The sequence below is a fragment of the Chryseobacterium tagetis genome (genome assembly GCF_016735585.2).
Lineage (GTDB): Bacteria > Bacteroidota > Bacteroidia > Flavobacteriales > Weeksellaceae > Chryseobacterium > Chryseobacterium tagetis.
On sequence record NZ_JAERSE020000003.1, the window covers coordinates 371,462 to 398,435 of the forward strand.

Annotated in this window: 24 protein-coding genes; 16 read left to right on the forward strand and 8 right to left on the reverse strand. The window is 34.5% G+C overall.

What is annotated here, in order from left to right; translation table 11 throughout:
• Positions 1–62: 62 nt before the first annotated feature.
• The 11 genes from JI747_RS11725 to JI747_RS11775 all read left to right on the forward strand — a co-directional run bounded on the left by JI747_RS11725 (position 63) and on the right by JI747_RS11775 (position 11,435).
• The gene (locus JI747_RS11725; protein WP_225688867.1) at positions 63–566 is read left to right on the forward strand and encodes a GbsR/MarR family transcriptional regulator; all 504 of its coding nucleotides are present in this window, start codon (positions 63–65) and stop codon (positions 564–566) included.
• Positions 567–701: 135 nt separating this feature from the next.
• Complete coding sequence (locus JI747_RS11730; RefSeq protein ID WP_225688869.1) at positions 702–1,046, forward strand: hypothetical protein; 345 nt, start codon at positions 702–704, stop codon at positions 1,044–1,046.
• A 6-nt stretch (positions 1,047–1,052) separates the two neighbouring features.
• Positions 1,053–1,457 carry a hypothetical protein gene (locus JI747_RS11735; protein ID WP_225688870.1) on the forward strand — a complete coding sequence of 135 codons (405 nt, stop codon included), beginning with the start codon at positions 1,053–1,055 and terminating at the stop codon, positions 1,455–1,457.
• A 79-nt stretch (positions 1,458–1,536) separates the two neighbouring features.
• Positions 1,537–1,908 (forward strand): hypothetical protein, encoded by a 372-nt coding sequence (locus tag JI747_RS11740; protein ID WP_225688871.1) that lies wholly within the window; start codon positions 1,537–1,539, stop codon positions 1,906–1,908.
• A gap of 5 nt (positions 1,909–1,913) precedes the next feature.
• Positions 1,914–2,726, forward strand: coding sequence for a DUF393 domain-containing protein (locus JI747_RS11745; protein ID WP_225688872.1), 813 nt, complete (start codon positions 1,914–1,916; stop codon positions 2,724–2,726).
• Between the two features lie 10 nt (positions 2,727–2,736).
• Entirely contained in the window at positions 2,737–3,186 is a 450-nt protein-coding gene (locus JI747_RS11750; protein WP_225688873.1) for an SRPBCC family protein, read from the forward strand.
• 122 nt (positions 3,187–3,308) lie between these two features.
• The gene (locus JI747_RS11755) at positions 3,309–4,055 is read left to right on the forward strand and encodes a YqjF family protein (RefSeq protein WP_225688874.1); all 747 of its coding nucleotides are present in this window, start codon (positions 3,309–3,311) and stop codon (positions 4,053–4,055) included.
• A gap of 85 nt (positions 4,056–4,140) precedes the next feature.
• The gene (locus tag JI747_RS11760; protein ID WP_225688875.1) at positions 4,141–5,034 is read left to right on the forward strand and encodes a TIGR01777 family oxidoreductase; all 894 of its coding nucleotides are present in this window, start codon (positions 4,141–4,143) and stop codon (positions 5,032–5,034) included.
• A 135-nt stretch (positions 5,035–5,169) separates the two neighbouring features.
• Complete coding sequence (locus JI747_RS11765; protein WP_225688876.1) at positions 5,170–6,612, forward strand: alpha-L-fucosidase; 1,443 nt, start codon at positions 5,170–5,172, stop codon at positions 6,610–6,612.
• Between the two features lie 273 nt (positions 6,613–6,885).
• Positions 6,886–9,507, forward strand: coding sequence for a glycoside hydrolase family 3 N-terminal domain-containing protein (locus tag JI747_RS11770; RefSeq protein ID WP_225688877.1), 2,622 nt, complete (start codon positions 6,886–6,888; stop codon positions 9,505–9,507).
• A 374-nt stretch (positions 9,508–9,881) separates the two neighbouring features.
• Positions 9,882–11,435, forward strand: coding sequence for a T9SS type A sorting domain-containing protein (locus JI747_RS11775; protein ID WP_225688879.1), 1,554 nt, complete (start codon positions 9,882–9,884; stop codon positions 11,433–11,435).
• A gap of 62 nt (positions 11,436–11,497) precedes the next feature.
• Here the strand turns inward: JI747_RS11775 and JI747_RS11780 are convergent, their stop codons facing one another.
• Positions 11,498–11,872, reverse strand: a complete 375-nt coding sequence (locus JI747_RS11780) for a hypothetical protein (protein WP_225688881.1) — start codon at positions 11,870–11,872, stop codon at positions 11,498–11,500.
• Positions 11,873–12,005: 133 nt separating this feature from the next.
• Here JI747_RS11780 and JI747_RS11785 point away from each other — a divergent pair, with 133 nt between their 5' ends.
• The 3 genes from JI747_RS11785 (at position 12,006) to JI747_RS11795 (ending at position 14,810) form a co-directional block, all read left to right on the forward strand.
• Complete coding sequence (locus tag JI747_RS11785; protein WP_225688883.1) at positions 12,006–12,266, forward strand: hypothetical protein; 261 nt, start codon at positions 12,006–12,008, stop codon at positions 12,264–12,266.
• A 229-nt stretch (positions 12,267–12,495) separates the two neighbouring features.
• Positions 12,496–13,884 carry a dihydrolipoyl dehydrogenase gene (gene lpdA / locus JI747_RS11790; RefSeq protein ID WP_225688885.1) on the forward strand — a complete coding sequence of 463 codons (1,389 nt, stop codon included), beginning with the start codon at positions 12,496–12,498 and terminating at the stop codon, positions 13,882–13,884.
• A gap of 125 nt (positions 13,885–14,009) precedes the next feature.
• Positions 14,010–14,810, forward strand: coding sequence for a patatin-like phospholipase family protein (locus tag JI747_RS11795; RefSeq protein ID WP_225688887.1), 801 nt, complete (start codon positions 14,010–14,012; stop codon positions 14,808–14,810).
• A gap of 39 nt (positions 14,811–14,849) precedes the next feature.
• On the opposite strand, the gene JI747_RS11800 is transcribed toward JI747_RS11795, so the two are convergent.
• Complete coding sequence (locus JI747_RS11800) at positions 14,850–15,281, reverse strand: hypothetical protein (protein WP_225688889.1); 432 nt, start codon at positions 15,279–15,281, stop codon at positions 14,850–14,852.
• A gap of 448 nt (positions 15,282–15,729) precedes the next feature.
• On the opposite strand from JI747_RS11800, the gene JI747_RS11805 reads away from it, so the two are divergent.
• Positions 15,730–17,667 (forward strand): SPFH domain-containing protein, encoded by a 1,938-nt coding sequence (locus JI747_RS11805; RefSeq protein ID WP_225688891.1) that lies wholly within the window; start codon positions 15,730–15,732, stop codon positions 17,665–17,667.
• 215 nt (positions 17,668–17,882) lie between these two features.
• Here the strand turns inward: JI747_RS11805 and JI747_RS11810 are convergent, their stop codons facing one another.
• The 4 genes from JI747_RS11810 to JI747_RS11825 all read right to left on the reverse strand — a co-directional run bounded on the left by JI747_RS11810 (position 17,883) and on the right by JI747_RS11825 (position 22,787).
• Positions 17,883–18,578 carry an ABC transporter ATP-binding protein gene (locus tag JI747_RS11810; protein ID WP_225688893.1) on the reverse strand — a complete coding sequence of 232 codons (696 nt, stop codon included), beginning with the start codon at positions 18,576–18,578 and terminating at the stop codon, positions 17,883–17,885.
• A gap of 72 nt (positions 18,579–18,650) precedes the next feature.
• Positions 18,651–19,205, reverse strand: a complete 555-nt coding sequence (locus JI747_RS11815) for a hypothetical protein (RefSeq protein ID WP_225688895.1) — start codon at positions 19,203–19,205, stop codon at positions 18,651–18,653.
• A 328-nt stretch (positions 19,206–19,533) separates the two neighbouring features.
• The gene (locus tag JI747_RS11820) at positions 19,534–20,214 is read right to left on the reverse strand and encodes a virulence factor (protein ID WP_225688897.1); all 681 of its coding nucleotides are present in this window, start codon (positions 20,212–20,214) and stop codon (positions 19,534–19,536) included.
• Entirely contained in the window at positions 20,211–22,787 is a 2,577-nt protein-coding gene (locus JI747_RS11825; protein ID WP_225688899.1) for a phosphatidylglycerol lysyltransferase domain-containing protein, read from the reverse strand. The genes JI747_RS11820 and JI747_RS11825 overlap by 4 nt, the downstream gene beginning before the upstream one ends.
• A 94-nt stretch (positions 22,788–22,881) precedes the next feature.
• Between JI747_RS11825 and JI747_RS11830 the strand changes: the two genes are divergently transcribed.
• Positions 22,882–23,607 carry a polysaccharide deacetylase family protein gene (locus tag JI747_RS11830; RefSeq protein ID WP_225688901.1) on the forward strand — a complete coding sequence of 242 codons (726 nt, stop codon included), beginning with the start codon at positions 22,882–22,884 and terminating at the stop codon, positions 23,605–23,607.
• A 99-nt stretch (positions 23,608–23,706) separates the two neighbouring features.
• Here JI747_RS11830 and JI747_RS11835 read toward each other — a convergent pair whose 3' ends face one another.
• Both JI747_RS11835 and JI747_RS11840 read right to left on the reverse strand, forming a co-directional pair.
• Positions 23,707–24,420, reverse strand: a complete 714-nt coding sequence (locus tag JI747_RS11835; protein ID WP_225688902.1) for a hypothetical protein — start codon at positions 24,418–24,420, stop codon at positions 23,707–23,709.
• Between the two features lie 14 nt (positions 24,421–24,434).
• Entirely contained in the window at positions 24,435–26,807 is a 2,373-nt protein-coding gene (locus JI747_RS11840) for a TonB-dependent receptor (RefSeq protein WP_225688903.1), read from the reverse strand.
• Positions 26,808–26,974 lie beyond the last annotated feature (167 nt).

Genomic DNA, 26,974 nt, shown 5'->3' on the forward strand with positions numbered 1-26,974 from the left:
AAAATTATTGAAAATTCGAAAATTATAATTACATTTGTAATAGAAATTTAAACAACAAGAAAATGCAACTTTCAGAAGCCAAAGAAAAATATATTCAGACTTGGGGAACATTTGCTACGAATTGGGGAATTAACCGTACAATGGCACAGGTTCATGCTTTACTTTTGGCAAGTGGCAGAGCGCTTTCTACTGATGAAGTGATGGAGCAGCTTGAAATTTCAAGAGGAAACGCCAATATGAATCTTCGTGGATTAATAGATTGGGGAATTGTAAAAAAGGAACTGATAAAAGGTGACCGAAAAGAATATTTCGTAGCAGAAAAAGATGTTTGGTATTTGTTTAAACAAATCACAAAAGAACGTAGGAAAAGAGAAATTGAACCTGTAATTTCTTTTTTGGAAGAACTTAAAAATATTGAAGACAAAGATTCTCCTGAAGCCCAAGAATTTATCAAATTAATGAATGATTTCAGTTCGGTTACGGGAAAGATCAATAATATTATGGATCTTGCGATAAAAAGTGATGATCACTGGTTAGTTGGAAAAATAACTAATTTATTAAAATAAAGGAAAGTGTTTGTCATTCTGAACAAAACGAAGAATCTCAGTTTTAATAGCATCAAAGAAAATAGATAAGGAGCAAATCTCCTTTTTTATTTCAAATAAAGTTTCAAAAATTATTGAAAATATAATATTTATAAAATGTTCAATATAGTTTCATACTTGCTTTTTCTTTCTGTCAGTTCGTTTATCACGATCGATGTGGGAAGAAGATGTTACAACGCAGGAAAGTATTATTTGGATTATCTCATTCATGATGCAAATCTTTGTCTGACGATCAATAGGATACTTTTGGGATGTTATTATCTTATTAATCTTGGTTATATCGCGATCAGTCTGAGTAATTGGGATAAGGTGAATTCTCTGGAACAGGTTCTTACGGTCACTGCCATCAGAATAGGATATATCACTTTGATCCTTTGCTTTTTACATTATATGAACATTTTTACTCTTTACTTTTTAAGAAAAAATTTAACTATAAAATAATATACGATGAACGCAACAGTTTTAACCACAGCAACCTACAACTTCTCGGCTTACATGATCTACTTACCTATTGTCATCATGTTGACGATTTTTGTGTCTCAGTTTTTGTTTAAAAACTCTAAAACTTTCATGATCGATATTTTTCACCAAAAAGAAGATATCGCGATGGCAACAAATTCACTGTTCAAAATCGGTTTCTATCTTCTGAATATTGGTTTTGCACTTTGTATCATTGAATTTTTCCAGATTGAAACGGTGGAAAGATTAGTAGTTGCCTTAAGTAAAAAGATCGGCGGATTTTCAATTTATCTTGGAATAATGATGCTTCTGAACCTGTTACTTTTCTTAAAAGGCCGTAAACATGCCATGAATAAAAATAAAATCATTAAAAATGAAAACGCTGTTATTTAAAATATGGATGTATTTCACATTCAAAATGCAGAATAAAAGAACAAGAGGAGATTTTTTAAACCTTTAAAAATTAAAGACCATGAAAACATTCTTTAAATATGATTTCTATTTTCAGTGCATAATTTTTATTGCCTATATCATTGGATGGCTTATCATTGAACATTATGACCTGATTTCTGAAAATTACTTTTTGTCATTTTATCATATTATCGGAGGAGCTCAAATATTAAGTTATTTAATTCGTTTTGGATTAAAATACCCTAAAAATCTAATGTATATCTTATATGGAATTCTCATTATCCCTGTTTGGTTAATTTATTTATATGATATTCAAATTGAAAAAGTGGGTGGAATATTTTTCTATATACTTTTCTCAGGCTTCTTTTACAGTCCCCTTCTGGCGATTTCTTATATTATTTATACTTATATAACTTATAAATCTCAAAAATAAACACAATGAAAACCCTCAGAAATCACACGCTCATCTACGACAATGAATGTCCGATGTGTAATATCTACTCAAAAGGTTTTACAAAATGCGGAATGCTTGATGAAAATGGAAGAGAAGCCTTTACAGAGTTAAGTCTTAAAAATAAAGCACTTATTGATTTCCATCGTGCAAAAAACGAAATTGCTTTGGTAGATCATAATGAAAATAGAGTAGTTTATGGGTTAGATTCTCTGCTTTTAATCATAGGAAATTCATTTCCCTTATTAGAAAAAATAGCAAGAATACAACCTTTGTACTTGTTTTTCAAAAAACTGTATTCATTTGTTTCTTATAACAGAAAACAGATTATTCCTTCAGCGAAAGATCAGACAGAAGAAGCATGTGTTCCCGATTTTAATTTAAAATACAGACTTGCTTACATGACTTTTGTCGTAATTTTTTCAGGATACATTTTAAGTTCATTTTCAACAAAATTGGGAGTCGGTTTAAATCATAATTTTTGGAGAGAATTTACAATTTGCATCGGACAAATCGTTTGGCAGACTGTATTTTTAAAATCTTATTTAAAAGGCAACATTTGGAATTATCTCGGAAATATGATGACTGTTTCTTTGATTGGAACTTTACTTTTAATTCCCGCTTTATGTTTAAATCTGAATGCAATGTTCTCCGTTATTTATTTCGGAATTGTAGTAGTCATCATGTTATTGGAGCATATAAGAAGATGTCGAATTTTAAAATTAAATTTTCTTCCGACATTGTCTTGGATACTTTTTAGAATCATTGCTTTAGCTGTTTTAATCCAGATAAATCTCTAAAAACTTAAAAATGGCCAGAATCCATTTAACTACAATAATCAAAGCAGATATTCAAACTGTTTTCGACTTATCGAGAAACATTGATCTGCACCAGAAATCAACCTCTAAAACCAATGAAAAAGCAATTGCAGGAAGAACTTCAGGATTGATTGAGCAAGGCGAAACCGTGACCTGGAAAGCAAAACATTTAGGAGTATATCAAACATTAACTACGAAAATTATCAGTATGAATAAACCCCATCATTTCGTAGATGAAATGCAGAAAGGAGCTTTCAGATCAATGAAACATCAGCATATTTTCACGCAGGAAGGTAAAAACACAATCATGACAGATATTTTCGAATTCGAATCACCCTTTGGAATCATCGGAAAAATATTCAATAAATTCTTTCTTACAAATTATATGAAAAACTTTCTTTTAGAACGAAATCAATTAATAAAAAGAACAGCTGAAAAATAACTGGATCAGAAAGAATGAGACAGAACGCGAGCGAAGCGAGCGTCAAAACATTTAGGGTCATGCTGAGCGTAGTCAAAGCATCACAACATAAAACACAAAAATTAATTAAAAAAACAAACACAATGAACTTTCTAAAAGCAGAATGGAGAAAATTAGCCATCATCAACTACGAAATCGATCCCGAAATTTTATTAAAATATCTTCCTGAAGGAACAGAAATCGATTTTTATCAGGGAAAATGTTACATAAGCTTAGTCGGATTTATGTTTTTAAACACCAGATTATTAGGATTTCCGATTCCTTTTCACCGGAACTTTGAAGAAGTGAATTTAAGATTTTATGTAAAGAAAAAAGAGCATAATGGTTGGAAAAGAGGAGTGGTTTTCATCAAGGAAATTGTTCCGAAGCCGGCTTTAAGCTTTGTTGCCAATTCAGTTTACAAAGAAAATTATAAAACAATGCCGATGAAAAATAGTATTCATCAAAAAAATGAAGAATTACTAATAAAATATTCTTGGAAAGACAAAACTTGGCATTCAATTGAAATCACAGCAGAAAACAACCCTTTGATAATGAAAACCAATTCCGAATTTGAATTCATCACTGAACATTACTACGGTTTCACAAAAAAGGAAAATAAAACCTCAGAATACGAAGTCTCTCACCCGAAATGGGAGTATTATGTAGTGAAAAAACATCAGCTGGAAATTGACTTTAAAGCTGTTTATGGAGATGATTTTGAATATTTAAACCATCAGAAACCAATTTCAGTAATGCTTGCTGAAGGTTCTGAAATTGAAGTGAAAACGAAAAAGTATATCAAGAGAGAAGTAAAAAGTAAAAAGAGCCAGGTAAAAAGTCATTTGTAGATTTTAAAAACAATTAGTATTAGCGATGTCATCCTGAGCGTAGTCGAAGGATCTCAACAAAATAAAACAATCAACCCTACCCAAAATGAAAATAACCATTGCCGCCGGAACCGGTTTCCTCGGAAAAAATCTCGAAAGATATTTTACGGAAAAAGGAAATCAGGTCTATATTTTAACCCGGAATCCCAAACGTAAAAACGAAATCTATTGGGATGCAAAAACTTTAAGTGAATGGAAAAATTACATTGAAAATACAGATGTTCTGATCAATCTTACCGGAAAATCTGTCGATTGCAGATACAATGAAAAAAACAAACAGGAAATTTATTCATCAAGAATAGAAAGTACGAAGATTCTCCAACAAGCAATCGATCAATGTATTAATAAACCTAAAGTTTGGTTGAATGCAAGTTCAGCAACAATTTATGTTCACTCAGAAACTCATTTAAATACAGAAGAAAATGGAATCATTGGCGACGATTTTTCCATGAATATCTGCAAAAGCTGGGAAAATGAATTTTTTAAGGGTAATAGCGATAATGTGAGAAAAGTAGCATTAAGAACATCGATTGTTTTAGGGAATAATGGTGGAGCATTCCCTAAACTAAAAATGCTTACAAAATTCGGTTTAGGAGGAAAACAGGGACGAGGAAATCAAAACGTAAGCTGGATTCATATTGAAGATTTTTGTAGAGCAGTTGAATTTATCATTGACAATAAAAATATTTCAGGAGGAATTAATGTAACTGCCTCAAATCCTTTATCTAATGAAGATTTTATGAGAAAATTAAGACAGCAAATGAAAATTCCATTGGGGTTAAATGCTCCTGTCTGGCAATTGGAAATCGCATCCCTGATTTTAAACACAGAAACGGAATTATTATTAAAAAGCAGAAATGTTTTTCCGGATAAATTAATGAAAAGTGGGTTTCAATTCTCTTATTCTGAAATAGATCTGGCTTTTGAAAATTTAATATAAAAATGATAAGGGTGTTTTGTGAATCTTTAAATATTTCATCGAAGTTCTTAAACTAAACCTCAACCTTAGCCCAGAATAGTTGTACTTTTTGCTGTTTTAATAAATGATGATTAAATTAGCGAAAACTAAACTTCAATGTTCATCAAACCAAAAACGAAAACCTTTTTTCTTTCATCATTACTTATATCCTCAACATTTTTTTCACAGGCTCATAACGTTTCGGAAGGCTATCAAAAACCCACAGATCCGTTGGTAGTTCAAAACCTTGAAAACTGGCAGGATTTGAAATTCGGACTTTTCATGCATTGGGGAACCTACAGTCAGTGGGGAGTTGTTGAAAGCTGGAGCCTTTGTCCGGAAGATGAATCTTGGACACAAAGAAAACCCGAACATGGAAAATCTTATTATGAATACGTAAAAAACTATGAAAATCTTCAGACGACTTTCAATCCCACTCAGTTCAATCCTCAAAAATGGGCAGATGCAGCGAAAAAAGCGGGAATGAAATATGTAGTTTTCACTACAAAGCATCATGATGGTTTTGCGATGTTTGATACTCAACAGTCTGATTATAAAATTACTTCTTCAAAAACACCTTTCTCCAAAAATCCAAAAGCGGACGTGGTGAAAGAAGTTTTTAATACATTTAGAAATGACGGCTTTAAAATTGGAGCTTATTTTTCAAAACCCGATTGGCATTCCGATGAGTATTGGTGGTCGTATTTTCCTCCAAAAGATAGAAATGTGAACTATGATCCCAAAAAATACCCTGAAAGATGGAATAATTTTAAGAATTTCACCTTTAATCAGTTAAATGAAATCACTTCAAACTACGGTAAAGTTGATATTCTTTGGTTAGACGGGGGCTGGGTTCGTCCGTTCAATACCATTGATCCCAATGTAGAATGGCAAAGAACGATAAAAGTTGAGCAGGATATTGACATGGATAAAATCGGAACGATGGCTCGTAAAAATCAGCCGGGAATTATCATTGTAGACCGCACCGTTCCAGGAAAATGGGAGAATTATGTGACGCCCGAACAAGCCGTTCCGGAAAAGGCACTTTCGATTCCGTGGGAAAGCTGTATCACGATGGGGGATTCGTTTTCGTATGTTCCGAATGATAATTATAAATCTTCTCAAAAAATTATTGAAACTTTAGTCAAAATCATTTCAAGAGGAGGAAATTATCTGATGAATATTGCTCCCGGACCCAATGGAGATTATGACCCGATTGTGTATGAAAGATTAAATGAAATTTCAGGTTGGATGGATAAAAACCAATCGGCAGTTTTTGCGACAAGAAGTATTGCTCCTTATCACAGTGGAAACTTTTATTATACGCAGAGCAAAGATGGGAAAACTGTGAATATTTTTCATTTGGATGAAAAAACAAATTATGAATCTCCATCAACGTTAAGTTTTGCAATTCCTGATAATTTTAAGCCAAAATCTTTGAAAATTCTAGGATTATCAGGCAAAATTCAATGGAAAAAAACAGGAAATTCAATTGAAATTAATTTACCAAAAGAAAGAACCCAATTAAAATATTCAACTGTAATTCAAATTACTCAGTAGTTGAGTTTTGAAACCATTTTTGTATTAAAATGACTTAGGAAATCGGAGCGTTAAGAAAATTCTACTGTTTGAGCGCGACACCAATGTTGAACTGAAAACAAGTATCAAATTCGCGCGAGTTTTAGAATTTTTAGAGAACAGATTTTATTTTTAGTGGAGAGTTCCAAGTCTTGAATTTTTGGTTCTTTTGTTTCAAGACAAAAGAATAGATCTAAATTAAATTATTTTACGATGTCTTTTAAACTCAGATTTAAAATTACAATAATTTCATTATTGAGCACCACATTTATTATCGCTCAAAAACCTTTATATAAAGATCCAAAACAACCTGTAGAAGTACGAGTTCAGGATTTACTGAAACGCATGACTCCGGAAGAAAAATTCTGGCAATGCTTTATGATTCCCGGAGATCTGGACAATATTCCGAAAGATCAGTATGCTCACGGAATTTTTGGGTTACAGGTGAGTGCGGGAAATCAAGGTGGCGGAGCGGCCGGACAATTGTTGAAATACAATGCGAATGAAGATGCGGAAAGACTTGCGAAAAAAATCAATGCCATTCAGAAGTATTTTGTGGAAGAATCCCGATTGGGAATCCCAATTATCCCTTTTGATGAAGCTTTACACGGATTGATGCGAGAAGGTGCGACTGCTTTTCCACAAGCAATTGGTTTGTCGGCAACCTTCAATCCTGAGTTGATGAAAGAAGTTTCAGCAGCGATTGCCAAAGAATCAAAATTGCGAGGAATTCGTCAGATTCTGACTCCGGTTGTCAATTTGGCGAGTGATGTTCGATGGGGAAGAACGGAGGAAACGTACGGTGAAGATCCGTTTTTAACTTCCGTAATGGGCGTGAATTTTGTCAGTTCTTTTGAAAATCAGGGGATTATTACAACTCCTAAACATTTTTTAGCGAATGTTGGTGAAGGGGGAAGAGATTCATATCCAATTCATTGGAGCAAACGATATTTGGAGGAGACCCATTTAATTCCTTTTCAAAAAGCTTTTCAGCAAGGCAAAAGTCGTTCGGTAATGACGTCTTATAATTTGTTGGATGGAAGACCTTCCACTGCCAATCATTGGTTATTGACCGAAAAATTAAAAAAAGAATGGAATTTTAAAGGATTTGTTATTAGCGATGCGAGTGCAGTTGGAGGTGCAAATGTTCTTCATTTTACGGCAAAAGATTATGATGATGCTTCCGCACAGGCGATCAATGCAGGCTTAGACGTGATTTTCCAGACAGAATATCAACATTACAAATTATTTATTCCACCATTTTTAGATGGAAGAATTTCGAAAGAGAGAATTGATGACGCAGTATTAAGAGTTTTAAGAGCGAAATTTGAGCTGGGATTGTTTGAAAATCCTTACGTTTCCAATGCAGCTATTGAAGGATTAAAGAAGATCAATCTTAAACCTTTAGCTGAAAAGACGGCCATTGAATCTTTTGTCCTGCTTCAGAATAATAATAAAACACTTCCGATTTCTGAAAAATATAGAAAGATTTTGATAGTCGGAAGCGATGCTGCTGATGCCAGATTAGGTGGTTATTCCGGGCCGGGAAATAAGAAGGTGAGCATTTTGGACGGAATTAAAAATTTCGTTAAAAATAAAAATATCGAAATCAATTATTCAAAAGGAATTGACTGGAACTTAAAAGATTTTGTGACTGTTTCCACGGAGTTTTTGTCTTCAGAAAATCAAAAAGGCTTGAAAGGAAATTATTTTTCTAATTCTGATCTAAAAGGAAATCCGGCGTTTGAAAAACAGGATGAACAATTGAACTTTAAATGGACATTATATTCTCCAAATCCTGAAAAATTACAGTCAGATAATTACAGCGTTCGTTGGACAGGAAAACTGGAAGCTCCGGATTCAGGAAAATATAAATTAGGTTTAAGAGGAAATGACGGTTTCAGATTATATTTAAACGAAAAATTAGTAATCGATAATTGGGAAAAGCTAAGTTATTCTACGAAAACCGTTGATATTGATTTTAATAAAGGTCAAAAATATGATATCGTTGTAGAATTCCACGAAAATAGGGGAGAAGCGAATATTGAACTGATCTGGAATTATGGTTTAAATGACTACCAAAAAGATTTTAATAATGCTTTACAGTTGGCTCAAAATGCAGATTATATTATCGTTACAGCCGGAATTCATGAAGGTGAATTTCAGGACCGTTCTTCTTTGAATCTTCCCGGAAATCAGGAGAAGTTTATTCAGGAAGTTTCAAAATTAAATAAACCGACAACGGTTGTTTTGGTTGGAGGTTCTGCGATAAAAACTACCGATTGGAAAGATCAAGTAGGAGCAATATTAGATGTTTGGTATCCCGGAGAAGAAGGTGGAAATGCTGTAGCGAAGGTTCTTTTCGGATCAGAAAATCCATCAGGAAAATTACCTGTTACGTTTCCGATTGAGGAAGGACAATTGCCTTTAACGTACAATCATCAACCGACAGGAAGAGGAAATAATTATTATGATCTGAGTGGAGAGCCATTGTATCCGTTTGGTTTCGGAATGAGCTATACGACTTTCGAAATTTCAGATTTACAATTAAACCAATCAAAATACTCTGAAAATGATGTGATTGTTGCCAAAGTAAATGTGAAAAATACGGGTTCAAAAGCAGGAAGCGAGGTAGTTCAGCTCTATGTAAAAGATGTATTGGCTTCGGTTTCAAGACCTATTATTGAGTTGAAAGGATTTCAAAAAGTGTTTTTAAAACCGGGAGAATCAAAACAAATTTCTATTGAAATTCCTGTAAAAGAATTACAGTTTTTAGATGAGAAAATGAACTGGGTGGTAGAAAAAGGAACCTACAGGATTTTTGTCGGGAACTCTTCGAAAAATCTGCCTTTAAAACAGAATATTGAAGTGCAATAATAGAGTTGTATTTGATAATACATTGAACTTTTCAAGAATTTAATACCCAGATCATTAATTGGTGTGGGTATTATAGTAATCGGCTAACAATGAATTTTAAAGCATTTGTTCAAAAATAAATAATGAAAACTAAAAATTGTTAAATTTTTATATAACTTTATTTAATAAGCGAGTGAAATTAAAGGGGCCAATTTTTTTTACTTTTTATTCCTTGTGTCGTAATACTTTTGGAAGAAAATATAGACTAAAAGTATTTGATTTTCATTGAGTAAAGCAGGAGTACATTAAAAATGGAGTCTCAATTTTCTATCCTAATCCTAACTTGATATCTTGTATTAAGTTTGGTATTGTACAATATTAAAAACTATGAAACTATGAAAAAAAAACTTTTACTTATTTTTAATTGCATTGTTTATACAATATTAACAGCACAAGCGCCTGTCATCCAATGGCAAAAATCATTAGGGGGATCAGGTAATGAATATGCTAATTCTATTCAGCAAACCGCAGATGGCGGATATATAGTGGTAGGATATACTTCTTCTAATGACGGAAATGTATCGGGAAATCACGGAGGAGAGGATATTTGGGTGGTAAAGCTGACTTCAACAGGAAGCACAGATTGGAGCCGGACTTTAGGAGGATCAGGTAATGATGGGGCTTCTTATGTTCAGCAAACAGCCGATAATGGGTATATTATAGCAGGATATACCTATTCTAATGATGGAGATGTTACAGGAAATCATGGAAATAGTGACGCCTGGGTAATAAAACTAAGTAGCGCAGGTGCTATACAATGGCAGAAAACACTAGGCGGAAATAGTGATGATGCTGCGACTTCCATACAGCAAACACCGGATGGAGGATATATTGTAGGATGCTATGCATCATCTGAAAACAATGGTGATGTTTGTTGCTTCAGTCGTGGAGCTGCAGATTGCTGGGTGGTAAAGCTGACCTCATCAGGAGCTATAGATTGGCAGCGGAGTTTAGGAGGTCAGAGTTATGATTATCTGCGTTCCATACAGCAAACAACAGACGGAGGCTATATCATTGGGGGAAATACCTCATCTGTTGATGGAGATGTTTCCGGAAATCACGGGAATTTTGATTATTGGGTTGTAAAACTTGATAATGTAGGGGCTGTACAATGGCAGAAAACACTGGGAGGAACCGGGACAGATACACTCGCTTCTGTTCGACAAACGACAGATGGGGGATTCATTGTAATTGGCCATGTATACTCTCAAGACGGAGATGTTGCGGGTTCAGGTTTTCACGGTATTTTTTTTAATGATTATTGGATGATAAAACTGAATAGTACAGGAGGTGTACAATGGAAAAAAGCATTGGGTGGTTCTGGTAACGATTTTGCCCAATCTGTTCAGCAAACATCAGATGGAGGATATATTGTATTTGGATTTACAACAAGTAATGATGGAGATGTTTCCGGAAATCACGGATATATTGACTATTGGATTGCAAAAATGGACGGTGCAGGCGCAATTCAATGGCAAAAAGCATTAGGGGGAACTGATCAGGATGGATATAATTATATTGCTCAACAGGTAGACGGAGCTTACTCTATTCAGCAAACAGCCGATTCAGGATATATATTGGCAGGATACTCAAAATCCAATGATGGAGATGCTTCCGGAAATCACGGGAACTTTGATTACTGGATTGTAAAGCTTGGATTTACTTTAGATACTGATGAGGTCTCGCTATCTGAAAAACCAGTACTATACCCAAATCCGGTAAAAAACATTTTAAAAACTAAAGAGAAAGTAAATAACGCAAAAATATATGACGTATCGGGGAAATTAGTCAAAACTTTTAGCGGTAACTCGGTAGATGTTTCCAGCCTGCAGAAAGGCACCTATATGGTACAGATAGAAAATAAAACATTTAAAATTATTAAAGAATAGAACGTTTGAGAAGCTTATGTTTGTAGTCATGTCTTCACATTTATCATGAGTTGATTTAGGGATTATACTAATCTACAGGGAACTTCAAGATCTTCTGTAAGATAATAGCTACAGCATAGTCGATGATAACCGTCTGCAATGATCAGTTCATGTTGTCCTCGTACCAATAAAATAGGAGACAGTTTTTTATTTTTTTCCACTTTTTTCAGATTTTCTTTGACATGAATATTGGTTTCCGGCAGTAGAGCAAGCTTACTGGCTCTAAGAATATCTTTAGATTTTTTCATGATCGTAGAAGCTTTTTTGAGTTCTTCTACAAATTTTTCAGCTTGAGTGGGGATGAAAAGAAGTTCCAGATAATCTTGCGCGGCAGGGAAGTCATGCTCTTCGGGCTCTTTCATCCAGATAATATCTCTGGTTAAAATATTTTTTTTCATATTAATCAAAAAAAGAATTAGTTTATCATCAGCACTTACTAATTGGTATGATATATGTAATAACCAATTTGAACCTGAACGAATTTAGTTAATTTTCATCATTTAATTAAACTTGTTCACAAAAATAAATGTCATGAAAAAGTTATTTATATCAACACTTTTATTAGTAGGTTTATCAACGGGTGCTTTTGCACAGCAACATCCGACACCACCGCCTCATCCTTCGAAAAGCGAATTGATTGCTATAAAATCAAAAGAGCTCGACAAAAGATATAATCAGGAAAAAAAGGCAATTTTGAATCATCCGTTGGCAACGAAAAAGATGAAGCAAGATCAGTTAAAAGCTTTGAATGAAAAATACAGAAGCCAAAAACAATTGCTTAGAAAGATGTAATCTGAAAGATTTTTTAAAAATAGTAAAATCGATATCGATTAATTCTATACTTTCAGTTTTGTGAAATTTTTAAATTAAAGTAAATTTTATTGAAAGAGAACGCTTTTTGTGTTCTCTTTTTTGTTTAAAATAAAATGAAAACAGCATTTATTATGCATTGCTTCACGAATTTACAGAAACGTGCTTCATCCAATATTTTTCCTTAAATTCGCATAAAAATTTTAAACTAATGAATTACGATATTATTGTCATCGGAAGTGGTCCTGGTGGATATGTTACTGCAATTAGAGCGGCACAATTGGGTTTCAAAACTGCAATTATCGAAAAAGAAAATTTAGGAGGAATTTGCCTTAACTGGGGATGTATTCCGACTAAAGCTTTATTGAAATCGGCTCAGGTTTTTCATTATATCAACCACGCTGAAGATTATGGTTTAAATAAAGTAGAAGGTAGCTTTGAATTTCCAAATGTAATTCAGAGAAGCCGTGGAGTTGCCAACAAAATGAGCAAAGGAATTGAGTTCTTGATGAAAAAGAACAAAATCGATGTTATTTTAGGAACTGCAAAAGTACAGAAAGGTAAAAAAGTTTCTGTTACAGATAACGAAGGGAAAGTAACTGAATATACAGGTACTCATATCATTATCGCTACAGGAGCTCGTTCAAGAGAATTGCCAAACTTACCTCAGGACGGTAAAAAAGTAATCGGATACAGACAGGCATTATCTCTTCCTGAGCAGCCAAAATCTATGATCGTTGTAGGTTCTGGAGCTATTGGAGTAGAATTTGCTGATTTCTATAACACAATGGGTACTAAAGTAACTGTTGTTGAATTTATGCCAAACATCGTTCCTGTAGAGGATGAGGACGTTTCTAAACACTTAGAAAAATCTCTGAAAAAATCAGGTATCGAAATTATGACCAATGCTTCAGTAGAAAGTGTTGACACAAGCGGAGAAGGAGTAAAAGCTACTGTGAAAACTGCTAAAGGAAACATCGTTCTTGAAGCTGATATCTTATTATCTGCTGTAGGTATTGCTGCAAACATCGAGAACATAGGTCTTGAAGAAGTAGGAATCCAGACAGATAAAGGTAGAGTTTTGGTAAACGAATGGTACGAAACTTCAGTTCCTGGTTACTATGCAATCGGAGATTTGATTCCTACTCAGGCTTTGGCGCATGTTGCTTCTGCTGAAGGAATTACTTGTGTTGAAAAAATCAAAGGACTTCACGTTGAGAAAATCGACTATGGCAATATTCCTGGATGTACATACTGTCACCCTGAAGTTGCTTCTGTTGGTCTTACAGAAAAGCAGGCTAAAGAAAAAGGTTACGAAATCAAAGTGGGTAAATTCCCTCTTTCTGCAAGTGGTAAAGCTACTGCAAACGGAAATACAGACGGATTCGTTAAAGTCATTTTCGATGCTAAATATGGTGAATGGTTAGGTTGCCACATGATCGGAGAAGGAGTTACAGATATGGTTGCTGAAGCTGTTGTTGCTAGAAAACTAGAAACTACAGGTCACGAGATCATCAAGTCTATTCACCCGCACCCGACAGTTTCTGAAGCTATCATGGAAGCTGCTGCTGCTGCTTACGGAGAAGTGATCCACATTTAATTTGAGACTATCAATCTTAAATAATAAAACCACAGATTTTCTGTGGTTTTTCTTTTCAGAAAAATTAACAAAATATTTAGATTATTAAATGCATTGTGTAATGATGTTTTCTTTAAATTTATTCAATGAACTTTGAAAAAACAGGATTGGTTTTATCAGGAGGTGGCACCAAAGGTATTGCCCATGCAGGAGTTTTAAAATTTTTGCTTGAAAGAAATATTGATATAGATATTTTATCCTGTTGTAGCGCAGGTTCTATTGTCGGTTGTTTGTATGCAGTGGGAAAAACACCGGAAGAAATTCTTGATTTTTTCCAGTCGGTTTATTTCTTTAACTGGAAACATTTTACCTTCAATCAGCCGGGATTGGTTTCTTCGGTTATTTTTAATAACTATCTGAAGCCTGTTTTTCAGGATATGAAAATAGGAGATTTAGATAAAGAAATACGGATTGTAGCTACAGAACTGGTTTCCGGTACTGAAAAGATTTTCGATAATGATTTCCTGGTAACCGATGCTATTATAGCTTCGTGCTCTATTCCGGGAATTACAACACCTTATATCTTACAGGAAGAAATGTTTTGTGACGGAGGTGTTCTCAATAATTTTCCTGCAGACATTATCCGTGACGATTGTGATAAATTGATCGGTGTTTTTGTTTCTCCGCCTCATGATACTAAAATAGATGACTTAAAGTCAATTAAAGCCATTGTTTCACGTTCTTACGACCTTCTTTCCTATAGGATTGAAAAAGTGAAATTTGAGTATTGTGACTGGTTTATTTCCTCTCAGAAACTATCCAGTTTTGGAACATTTGAAAGAAAAAAAGACCGTCTTGAGCAGATTTTTAATATAGGTTATAATGCAGCAAAAGAAAGTTTTGATGAAAGTAATTTTTATCTAAAAATAAAGCAATCAGGCACATAAAACAAAACTCTCACGGGTTAAAGTGAGAGTTTTTTATTTTTAATTCTTTACGATTTGTCCATCCTGATTAACGATTGTTTTCCCGTTTTGATCAGTGACCATCAAAGTATAAGGTGCTTTTTTAGGAGAATTTGTTAAATAATTTCTCCAAACCTGATAAGTATACCCATTATTGTTGAATTCATAATAATAATTTCCTCCGGTTCCGTCAGGAATCAACTCTCCGTCAGAAATAATCATACTTGGTTTTGAAGTCACTTTTCCGGTTGCTGCCCAAGACTGATAAAGGTATTTTCCGTTGGGTTGTTTGTCTATTTTTAGCTTAAACTTTTTGGTTTTAATAATAACCGATTTCGGTACTTTTTCCTGTTTGTAATTTTCTTTTGAAACAGGATTTTCATGAGTTGGATTTGCAGTAACCCATGAAAACTGAGCAATACAAAGAGCTACAAATAAAAGTTTTTTAATCATTTTTTTAATGTTAATTGGTGATGTTTAAAATTATCAAATTTAAAGCCAATCAATCATCTTTTTTGCAATTCTAAAGAATCTTTTATGCCTGTTAATGTGAGTTTGTTTGAATGAATACCTACCTGTTATGAAAATAATTAAATTGATTTTCAGTTATTTGCGATTCCTGTTGGAAAATATTTTATTTTTTTGAAACAACTGAATATTTTTCTTGTGTACATTTGTACCACAAAAGGATCTCGTTCCTTTACCACTGAAATGAAACTAATTAACTTTAAGTTTTTTCTATTAAAAGTATCAGAAATCACCTTCACGATTTTTAATACATCTCCTCCCACAATTTCTTAATTTTTTCGAAAGAATTATCAAATAATTCATACTCTGTTTTTTCATATCCCGAAAAATAGAGCAGAATCCTCATTTTCAAATTTAATTAAAAACAAAAACTATGGAATTAACTTTTCATGGCTGGATGGTTCCAGCTGTAATTGCACTGTTGTGCGTAATTTTTTACAAATTTATTCTAAGAATTTTCTTTGGATTAATCATTGTTCCCCAAGATAAAATAGGGTTGGTTACCAAAAAATTTGTGCTTGTTGGTAAGCAGGAACTTCCTGAAGGAAGAATCATTGCCACTAATGGTGAAGCGGGTTTTCAGGCGCAAACTCTGGCTCCCGGAGTGTATTTCGGAAAGTGGATCTGGCAATATTCTATTGATTTTCAGCCTTTCATTGTAATTCCTACGGGAAAGATAGGGCTACTATTGGCAAAAGACGGTATTGAGCTGGAAACCGGAAGAATTTTAGGACGAAAAGTAGATTGTGATTCTTTTCAGGATGCGGAAGCTTTTTTAAAAAACGGAGGGAGAAAAGGCCGTCAAACTGCGATCATTGCACCGGGATCATACAGAATCAACACATTATTGTTTGAAATAGAATTGACGGATATGACACAGATTCCGGATAATGCAGTGGGAATTATCACCACAATGGAAGGAAGTCCTTTAGATGAAGGTCAGATTGCCGGTAAAATTATTAACGATCACAATAAATTTCAGGATGTTGATACTTTTTTAAATAGTGGAGGATACAAAGGTCTTCAGGAACAGGTAATTTTAGCGGGTTCCTATTTCTTAAATCCCTGGTTTACAAAAGTTGAAATGGTGAGAATGACTGAAATTCCGATTGGTCATGTCGGCGTGATTATAAGCTATGTCGGAGAAGAAGGAAAAGATTTGAGTGGAGTAGATTTTAAACACGGAAATATTGTCGAAAAAGGGCATAAAGGAGTTTGGGCAGAACCGATTGGCCCCGGAAAATATCCAATCAATCCTTATATCATGAAAGTGGAGCTTGTTCCTACCACCAATTTGGTGTTAAACTGGGCGTATGAAAGAAGCGAATCTCACCAACTCGATAAAAACCTTTCAACGATTACTGTACGAAGTAAAGACGGTTTCCCTTTCAACCTTGATGTTTCGCAAATCATCCATATTCCAACGTATGAAGCTCCCAAAGTGATTGCCCGTTTCGGAAATATGATCAATCTTGTCAGCCAAGTTCTGGAGCCTACCATTGGAAACTATTTCCGAAATTCTGCGCAGGATAGTGACGTCATTGCGTTTTTAGGAAGCAGAAAAGAAAGACAGCAGTCTGCGAAAGACCATATCAGTAATGTTTTGGAACAATATAATGTAAATGCAGTTGATACTTTGATCGGAGCAATTGTTCCTCCCGAAAGTTTGATGAAGACCTTAACAGACAGAAAATTGGCAGAGGAACAAAAAATCACTTATGAAACTGAAATGCTTGCTCAGGAAACACGTCAAGCTTTGGAAAAAGAAACTGCCGTTGCTGATATGCAGAAAGAAATTGTAAAAGCAGATCAGGGAGTTTTAATTGCCGAAAGAATTGCAGATGCATCTGTGAAAAAAGCAACCGGAGATGCGAATTCTGTGAGATTACAGGCAAATGCAGAAGGAGACAGACTAAAGCTTTTAGCGACTGGTGAAGCCGAAAAAACAAGACTTCTTGCAAAAGCCGAAGCCGAAAAAATTGAATTGCTGGCAAAAGCAGATGCTGAAAAAATTTCGTTAACAGGTAATGCCGAAGCAGAGAAAATTCTGGCCATTGGTAAATCTAATGCAGAATCTTATAAATTATCTGTTGAGGCGATGGGCGGTAATAACTTCACCCAATTGAAAATTATGGAAAATATAGCCAGTCAGAATGTAAGAATAATGCCAGAAGTTTTGATTGGCGGGAGCGGAGACTCAGCGAATGGCGGAATCAGTGGCTTGTTGGGACTTCAGCTGTTGGAGCAAGTTCAGAAGAAGAATGTAGAAGTGGTTGCTGTGAGTGAGGAAAAGACGGATGATAATTCTTAGTTTTCTTTTTAACGCAAAGATTTTGTTGAGAATGTATGATTTAAGGGAGCAAAGGAGAATCAACAAGTTGATTTGATGAAGCTGTAGATGAGCTTTGTGAAGCAAATTTTTTGCCTTTGAATTCTAATGTTATAGATCTCTTAAATAAAAGCTTTGCGTTTACATTAATTATAGATAAAATGAAAATGCTCCAAGATTGGAGCATTTTTCTATTTTTAAGCTGTATAACTAGCAAAAGCTTCTTCCAAACTTTCAAATTTGCCTTTGAACTCTTCAATCGGACAGTCCTGAAGAATATTTCCTTTATGAATAAGAATCACACGGGAACACAGTGCTTCCACTTCCTGCATGATGTGCGTAGAAAGTAGAACTGTTTTTTGCTGACCAATTTCTTTCACCACATGTCTGATCTCAATGATTTGGTTAGGATCAAGACCGTTGGTTGGCTCATCCAGAATCAATAAGTCAGGTTGGTGCATGATAGCTTGTGCAAGACCTACTCTTTGTTTGTATCCTTTAGAAAGTTGACCGATTTTTTTAGATTTTTCCGGAGTAATTCCTACCAATTCAATAACCTCATCTACTCTGGTTGCCGGTATTTTGTGAATGTTGGCAACAAATTGTAAATATTCCTTTACGTACATTTCCAGATAAAGAGGATTGTTTTCAGGTAAGAAACCGATTTTCTTCTTGCTTTCGATCTCGTATTCTGTAATGTTTTTCCCGTTGAAAATAATTTGGCCTTCGTCTATGGTAAGTGCCCCAACAATAGATTTCATCAGTGTGGATTTTCCTGCTCCGTTGGGACCCAGAAGACCGATGATTTCGTTTTTATCAATTGAAATATTAATATTGTTCAGTGCAGTTTGGTCAGCAAACTTTTTTGTTAAATTATTTATTTGAAGGGACATAATTGTATGAGAATCTTTTTACAAAAATAAAATAAAAAACTCATCCTGATAGAATGAGTTATATATTATTGATTATTTTTTTGGTTTCTTCCCTTTGGTAGCAGCAGGTTTTTGTGTTTCCGGAGCAGGCATAGGGTTGACAGGAGCCAGATTGTTCTTAGCAGCAGGTTTGTATAATGCTGATCTGGTTGTTCCTACTCCAAAAATTTTGTCAATTTGTTTTTTATTTAAAAACTGGGATTTACCTACATATTTTCTGTTCTTATTGATGTACTGAATGAACTGAACGGTAGGCTGACCATAGTTTTTTTCATAATGCAGTTCAATGATGTCGTTGGGTAACTCCAGGGTAACATTTCCTGTTGGCTGATCTATAAAACCGTCGGTAATCAATTTATAGAGACCTTCTACGTCACCATTTACATCTAAAAATGAAAATGATCTGAATGTATTGAGATTACTGGTATTGAGATCCTGATAATTAATAGTGAATTTGTCGTCTTTTTTGAATAAGCCTACAGAATTATCTTTTCCAATCTCTACTAAAGTTTCGTTTTTTAATACTTTAATTTGTGAAAAAACCGAAATCCCAAACGTACAAGTAAGGAGTAGAATTATTTTTTTCATTTGAGTGATTTTTAATATTTCATAAATTGGTAGGTCTAATTTACTAATAAATCAGCGATTAGACAATATTTACAATTCCTCACAAAAATACTACTTTTTTTGATATTACTATTTTAAATCGTGTTGAGTTATCATGATGAATAGATTTGTAGTTGATTTTAAACGCTTTAGTTTTCCAAAATTCATATTTTATTTTTTATTTAGACTTAAAAAATGTGAAATGATCAGGTTTATTTCTTTTGTTTTAATCTTCAGCCTTACGAAATAGGTATTTATGAGTGAATAGTATAGGAAAGTTTTTAAAATTAATGAAGATGAGACCGAATACTTATTTTAGATGGGTGTTGATAAAATTTGTCAGCATTTGTGTGTTTCCGCCATAGTGATGGTCCCCTTTAATATGCTTCATCGTGTAGTTTTTGCCCAATTTTATCTCTTTATAGGGGAAGTTTTCAAATTCAAAATCACTGAGAATTACCATGACAGGGACATTTTTCATCCGGTTGATCTCCGGAATGACCTGAAGACTGCCTTTGATCACTTGTCCAAAATATTCTCCCAGATGAATTTTGAAATCATTTGTTTTTGAAGGACCAATGATAAATATCTTCTGAATATTGTCCTTTAAAGGACTTGAAAACCGATTGTAAACGAAAGGAGTAACATCTGCCCCAAATGAAAACCCTATAAGGATTACTTTTTGATTCTGCCTTCCCTTTAGCTGTTGGTTAATATAGTTCTCAATAGCAGAGGAAGTCTGTTCCGGAGTTTTCTGATTCCAGAAATAAGATTGGGTATTCAGGGCAAATACATCATATCCGAAGGCGTGAAGATCTTTTCCCATGCTTTTCGTAAACGTATTAAATCCGGAATCCCCACTGATATAAAAAATAATGGGTTTGTCGGAATTGGAGTTCCATTCCGTCACCTGAAAATCGTTTTTAGAATTACAGCCTGCTAATAGAAATACTATTGATAGGCAAAATATGAATTTAACGATGGATTTCATGGCTTCATGACTTTATTTAAAGCAGTTGGCAGTTGTAGCAGGTCTAAATCATTATTGTAAACTAAATATTTATTTTCCCAGACATTAGCGTATTTTTCTTTGAAATTTCTGAGGGTCTGATAATGTTTAAAGCTTCCGATCCGCTGATAAGCAAATTTTAATATCTGTTCTGCTGTGTTGTTGGGTTGCTCTATTTCTGCCATGGGAGTCATTCCCATGTTAATGAATTTCAATTGTTTACTCTTTGTGTATTCTACCAGTCTTATGATTAAAGCATCAATGCTGCCGTTAGGTGCCTGTTCTGTTTTTCTGATCATATCATAGCTGCATTCATCTAAAGCACAATGAGGAATGATGTTCAAAAAGGCTACACAATCTTTTTCACCGTTTGTAATAATAATCAGATCCTGATTCTTTAGGATATCACGATCAAACATTCCTTCGGCAAAGACGATTTCCTTTTTATCAAATTCTCTTAGCCATTCGTTCGATACATTTTGGATCTTGTCTAATAAGATTTCATCCTGTGGCGCATATTTTATCTCAGATTTAAATCCTGCTTTTTCCAGAGCATTCACTGCATTTCTGATCGATTTTTTGTCTTTACCGGTTAAACTGAATTTTTCCGCATCTAAAATGGCGTCCTGACCTATAAATAACCGTTGTTTTTTGAAAGGGGAAAAGTAAAGCAGTTCACTCTCTCCAACCCGATAATAAGATGTTTTCAGGCTTTTATTTTTACAATAATTCTCGAATTCTTCAATTAAATGAACTTTATCCCTTTCTGCACATACTGGATCTTCCAAAACCACGGCAAAACCATTGGCTATACGATAGGCTAAGAAACCTGCGATATCTTCTGTGAAAAATAACTGCTTGTCTGAGGTCAGCTTAAAATAATCCAACGAAGAAGAGCCGTATTCTTCAACCAGAAGTCTGGCGTTATCATGATCCAGTTTATTATCTTCTTCCGATTTGGAATTGGTGCGGTAAAAAGAAAAAATAAGAACCAGCCACGAAATAACTCCCAAAATGTTATTAAGTTTCTCAAAATCTCTGGCGAAACCTGTAAGAGGAACCAATCCTGTGTCTTTGAATAAAAGAAAAGTATGAAAAGTATAATAAAGCGCTTCTTCTCTGTTAAAATCTATCCCGAAATGTGATTTGTCGATAAAGTAAAAACTCAGATAATTGAAAATGAAAATACTGATGAAGATTCCTGCAAACCAGCCGAATCCACGCTGAAGCGAAACTCTGTTGACCTTAAAAGTATATTCTTTGCGACTGTAAATCAATAATCCCAAAGTGAGTAAGGCAAACAATGATTCTTCATAATCCAGAGCTTTCGTAAGGTTAAAAATAATGGAACTGACGGTAAGAATTATAGCAAAATACCATGCCCGTTTAGTCCCTTTGAATAAATTAGCTGAAGTAACCAATAGTAATACTCCCGACAAAAGCGTAAACATTTTTGAAATGTGAATGAAGTCTATGGAAAAATAATTTTTCACAATAGATAAACGATTGGCTAATGCAGGAGTAATAACGGAAAGGATATTTATAATTCCCAGTAAGGATATCATAAGTACTGGTAACAATCTTGCAAATAGCTTTCTGCCGCTCCACAGATAGGCAACGACTCCCAGAAGTAAAGGCAGCCAGAATTCAAAAAAACGGTAAAGCAATGTAATGCCCAATCCTTCTGTATGATGATACCCAAAATTAGAAAGAATATAGGTCAAGGAAAATTCTACGGCCCCCAATCCTCTTAAAAAAGGGGAAACGATCATTAGTAATATTGAGATAACGTACGAGATTGCTGCTGCAGTAAATGAAGCTTTAACCCCAAAAGCATACATCGCGATCAATAAATGAAAAACACCGCAAAATTCAATGATTACCGAGATAGCAACGGTGTACCAAAAGTATTTTCTATCAATTTCATTATTGAATATTTCATCAACAGAACTGATTATTTTAGGGGATTTTTTTTCGATGAAACGGTAAATGAAATTCTTTTTTCTGAAAGAAATAAAAATAGCATACAGTACTAAAACTATTATGGATAATGAAACAACTCCGATCCAGCTGTCATTAAAAGCTTTATTCACCGACACCGCGTATAAAATCAACGGAATTCCCACCATAAGCACGGTCAGAAAACCTACAAAACCATAAATGGCACTTGCCTGATGAATTTTGGAAGATTTGTATTCTTTAATTCTGATATTTCGGGGAAGATAGGCAAGAGAACTTACTCCTCCGGCAGGAAGAAAAACACTCAGAAGATTCCGTTTCAGGAACAGATTGATAGAATCTGAAAGTTTAACATTTAGTTGAACGCTCCGGAAGCTGGTAACATACATTAACCCCTGAAGAAAGATATAGATAAAGACCAAGAAGATTCCCGCTAAAATCCATCCAATTTTTGAATTTTTTAACTGAGGACCTATAGAAGCCAGCTCATGTCTTTCACTTCTGAAAAAGACAAATGCCAATAATAAAACGACAATTGCTAAGATCTCTTTCCATCGGATGAATGTGAATATATTTGATAATTTGGCAATTTTCATAGCAATTTTTTTAACGAAACTGTAGCGTGGCGCTCAGATCAAAAATAACTAAAAAATCCTTTGATTTTTAGCTATCTTTATCAAAACTATTGACATGAAAAAAATTCTTTCATTTCTGGTAATAATTCTGTTGGGGATTTCAAGCCAAAGCGATGCACAAAGCAAATGCTATGTTTATCTCACCTTTGATGACAGTCCTTTGAATGGAAGCGAGAATATCAACGATATTATTTTAAAGGAAAAAATAAAGATCAGTGTTTTCATGGTTGGAGAACATGTGATCAAGGATAAGCAGATGGATACGTATGCCAAATATTATGAGGAGGATCCTTATATTGATGAATATAATCACAGTTTTACACACGCCAACAACCATTATGAAGCTTTTTATAATGATGTTCAGAAATCAGTGAAAGATATTCTTTATAACCAAAGCTTACTGAAGCTTCCTTATAAAATTGTACGTCTTCCGGGACGTAATATGTGGCGCCTCAACGGAAAATCAAAAAATGATGTTTCAAATGGAATTCAAACAGCAGATCAGCTGGCAAAGCTGGGCTATAAAGTAATGGGTTGGGATGTAGAGTGGCAACATCGCGACAGTGACGGAACACCTATACAATCAGTTGATGAGATGTATAAGGCTGTACAAAATCTTTGCAATTCGGGCAATACATTTACAAAAAACAATGTAGTAATGCTTATTCATGATGAAATGTTTCAGAAACCCTGGGAAGAATCTGAGCTCAAACAGTTAATAGATCTCCTAAGAGCGAAGCCTAATTATGTTTTTGAGCAGATGAAATTCTATCCGCAATAATAAAAATTCTTAATTATATGTACTGATCTCATTATACTAAAAAAACAAAAAAGATACGAACGCAAATTCGTATCTTTTTTATTAATGATAAATGTCTTTTTAATGTACATTCAGGGTATAATCGCAGCGATGTCTTTCTGCAAAATATTTTTTTCCTTCAAAAATATCTTCATGTTCTATCGTTTTATCTAATCTTATAAGATATTGACCTTTTAAAAGACCGGGAAGTACAGCTTTTCCATTTTCATCGGTATTTAATTTTATATCCTGATTATCCGGTAAGAAAACGCGCAGTGGAGTTCCTTTTTCTACAGGTTTTCCATCAATATAAGCAGAAATTACAGCTTCTTTATTTTTAAGATTGACATCCAGATTCAGATAAGGCATTATCATTTTCTGTTCATTCTTCTTACCAATAGTATAGGTTGTATGTAAATATTGGGTAGGCTTGATATTCTGTTTCTGATCTTCTCTTTCTACGACAGGAAGTTTTTCATCAACAGCAAAAACATGATACGTTCCGTCAGTTTTTGGGATATAATATCCGATCCAGAAATCTTTTTTTTGTTGAATAGTAATATCAGATTTCTTTCCTGCCGGACTAATGACCGTAACAATAAAATCTTTCATTTTATTAAGATCTTCTCCGCTTTTGATATACCTTTCTTTGCTTTCATTTACGCCACCATAACGGACTTTAATCATTAAGGTGTCACCCTTTTTTCCGGAACCTTGAAGTTCCAGCCAATATCCGTCGGCATAAGCTAAATTACTTAGCAAAAGACAGAGAATTAAATAAAAAACTTTTTTCACAGTAAAAGAGTTATTTAGAATTTCAATGCAATACTTGCCAAAAATCTGATAGGAGCTTGTGGTGTCAACCTTACCGACCATGCTTTTTCACTGGTAATATTGTCGATTTTTAGCCCTAGTCTGTATTTCGGACGGTCGTAGAAAATACTTGCATCAAACATTTTGTAAGAAGGAATGATCACTTTTGCCGTTTGTGTATTTGTCTGATAAGACATACTTCCGATATTTCCTCCGAAACCGGCTCCGAAACCGCTGAATTTCCCTTTTGTAAACGCATAGCTTACCCAGAAATTATACATATTCTGAGGACCTGAAGCTGCAGGGCGTAAGTTCAGAACAGAAGCATCAGATTTTGTGAATTTACTGTCGTTATAGGCATATCCTACAATGATGTTCAATCCTGCTACAGGATTTGCTGTAACATCTATCTCAACACCTTTGCTGTACTGTGAACCATCCTGAATAGAGAAATTGGCATCATCCGGATCTGTTCTCAGTACATTATCAACTTTAATGTCATAATAGCTGATGGTACCGACAAGTCTGTGATTGAATACATCTGCTTTTGCTCCGAATTCTAACTGATTTCCTTTTTGCGGAACGAAGTTGTTTCCGTTTTTATCAACACCGCTGATATTAAAAAATCCGTTCAGGTAGTTTCCGAATAAGGAGACTTTATCTTTTACAACTTCATAAATTAAACCGGACTTATGAGATAAAGCAGTTTGTGTGTAAGGCCCTGCCTGCAATCCGCTCACACTAAGACCACCTGCCGTTTCACCGGTCAGAATATTGTAAACCCCATTATAATGGAAGCTGTCTACTCTTAAACTTGCCATTACTTTCAGACGGTCGGTGATATCAAAAACATCTGAAACATATGCTGCATATGTATCGTCGCTGCTTTTTTCCTTTCTTGGAGTACCTGTATTTGCAAGAGTATCCAGCATATCTCTCGTTACTCTGTACGTACTTGGAGTATTGATGAAATCTACAGCAGGAGCATTTACAGTTACCCTGTCAAAATTGTTGTAATTATTATAATAATCTAAACCTACCACCATTCTGTTTCGGAATTTTCCGAGGTAGAAATCTCCGATAAAGTTTTGCTGTAAATTGGTGGCGATAAAATTGGTATTTCCTACGATCACACTAGGCTGAATAGTAGTGTCCGATTTACCGTTCAAAGCTGTGATATAACCGTTGATGGTTGATCTGGCGCGGGAAAATATGGTTTGTGAAGTCCATGAAGAGGATATTTTGTAGTTTAACTGCCCGAAAATATTCATCATTTGAGTAGAGTAGGTGATATCATCTCCTAAAAAAGTTCTTTTATAAGGAAAGTTAATATCCTCAATCGACTGAATTTTGTTACTTTTTGTATAAGGATTGAAACGAACCACAGAAGTTCCTTTTGCGATTCCAAATTCTACATCCAATAATAAAGATAATCTGTCATTGATCTGATATGAAAAACTGGGTGCGAGTGCTAAACTGTTGGTAAAACCATTATCCTGAAAGCTTTTTTCGAAAGTCGTAGCTCCGTTTAATCTTAACAATGCCGTTTTATCTCCGTTGATTGGTGTATTGGCGTCAAAAGCCAGTCTGTTAAAATTCCAGCTTCCACCAGTGTAGCTTACTTCTCCGCCCGTTCCGTTATAAGGTTTTTTAGTCACTCTGTTGTATAAACCTCCATAACTACTGGAAACCTGTGTTCCGAATAGGGTAGTGGAAGGACCTTTAATGGCTTCAATTCTCTCTAAGTTAGCATTATCTAAAAATGAGAATGCTGCTCCGGCAACACCGTTTCTTGCATTGGGTTCAGTTTCAAACCCACGGGAACGGAAAGTTACCCTTCCCTGATTGGCAATCATCGGAATACCTGCTCCGGGAACATTCTTTGAAACACTTCCCAGATCAACTGCCATCTGCTGAGTGATCAGTTCTTTAGGAACTGTATTGTAAACCTGCGGGTTTTCTAAGTATTTAATAGGTAATTTTGCCACATAAGGGCTTTCTTTTCTGGTTACCGTAGAACTGTTCCCGATAATCCTTACTTCCTGCAATGCCTGAATATTTTCTTTTGAAAGTTTATAATTGACCGGCGTATTTTCATCTTCCTTTACTTCGATAGGAATTTGCTGTTCTTTAAGCCCTATCATTTGTATTTTAATCGTATAATTTCCTGGTGCGACCTGAGAAAAATTGAAATTTCCCTTAATATCGGTAAGCGTACTCTTATTAAGTTCTGTAAGAGATACCGAAACAAGTTCCAGCGGTTCATCTTCAATAGAAGTAATGGTTCCTGAGATTGTTCCTGTTTTGTTTTGCGCAAAAGAGAACAAAGAAAAAAGAACTAAAAATAGATAAATTAATCGTTTAATCATGTTGAAAAATAATTGATCTCAGGTTTTAATAAAAATTAAATTCCGGAGATGAGTATTAAAATTTAAAATTGTTTTTGAGAATGTTAAATAAGGATGTGTAGAAAGCTTAGGTAGAATTATTGCCCTTAAATTCTATTTTTTTTGGGGAGGTACAAATCATAATTTGT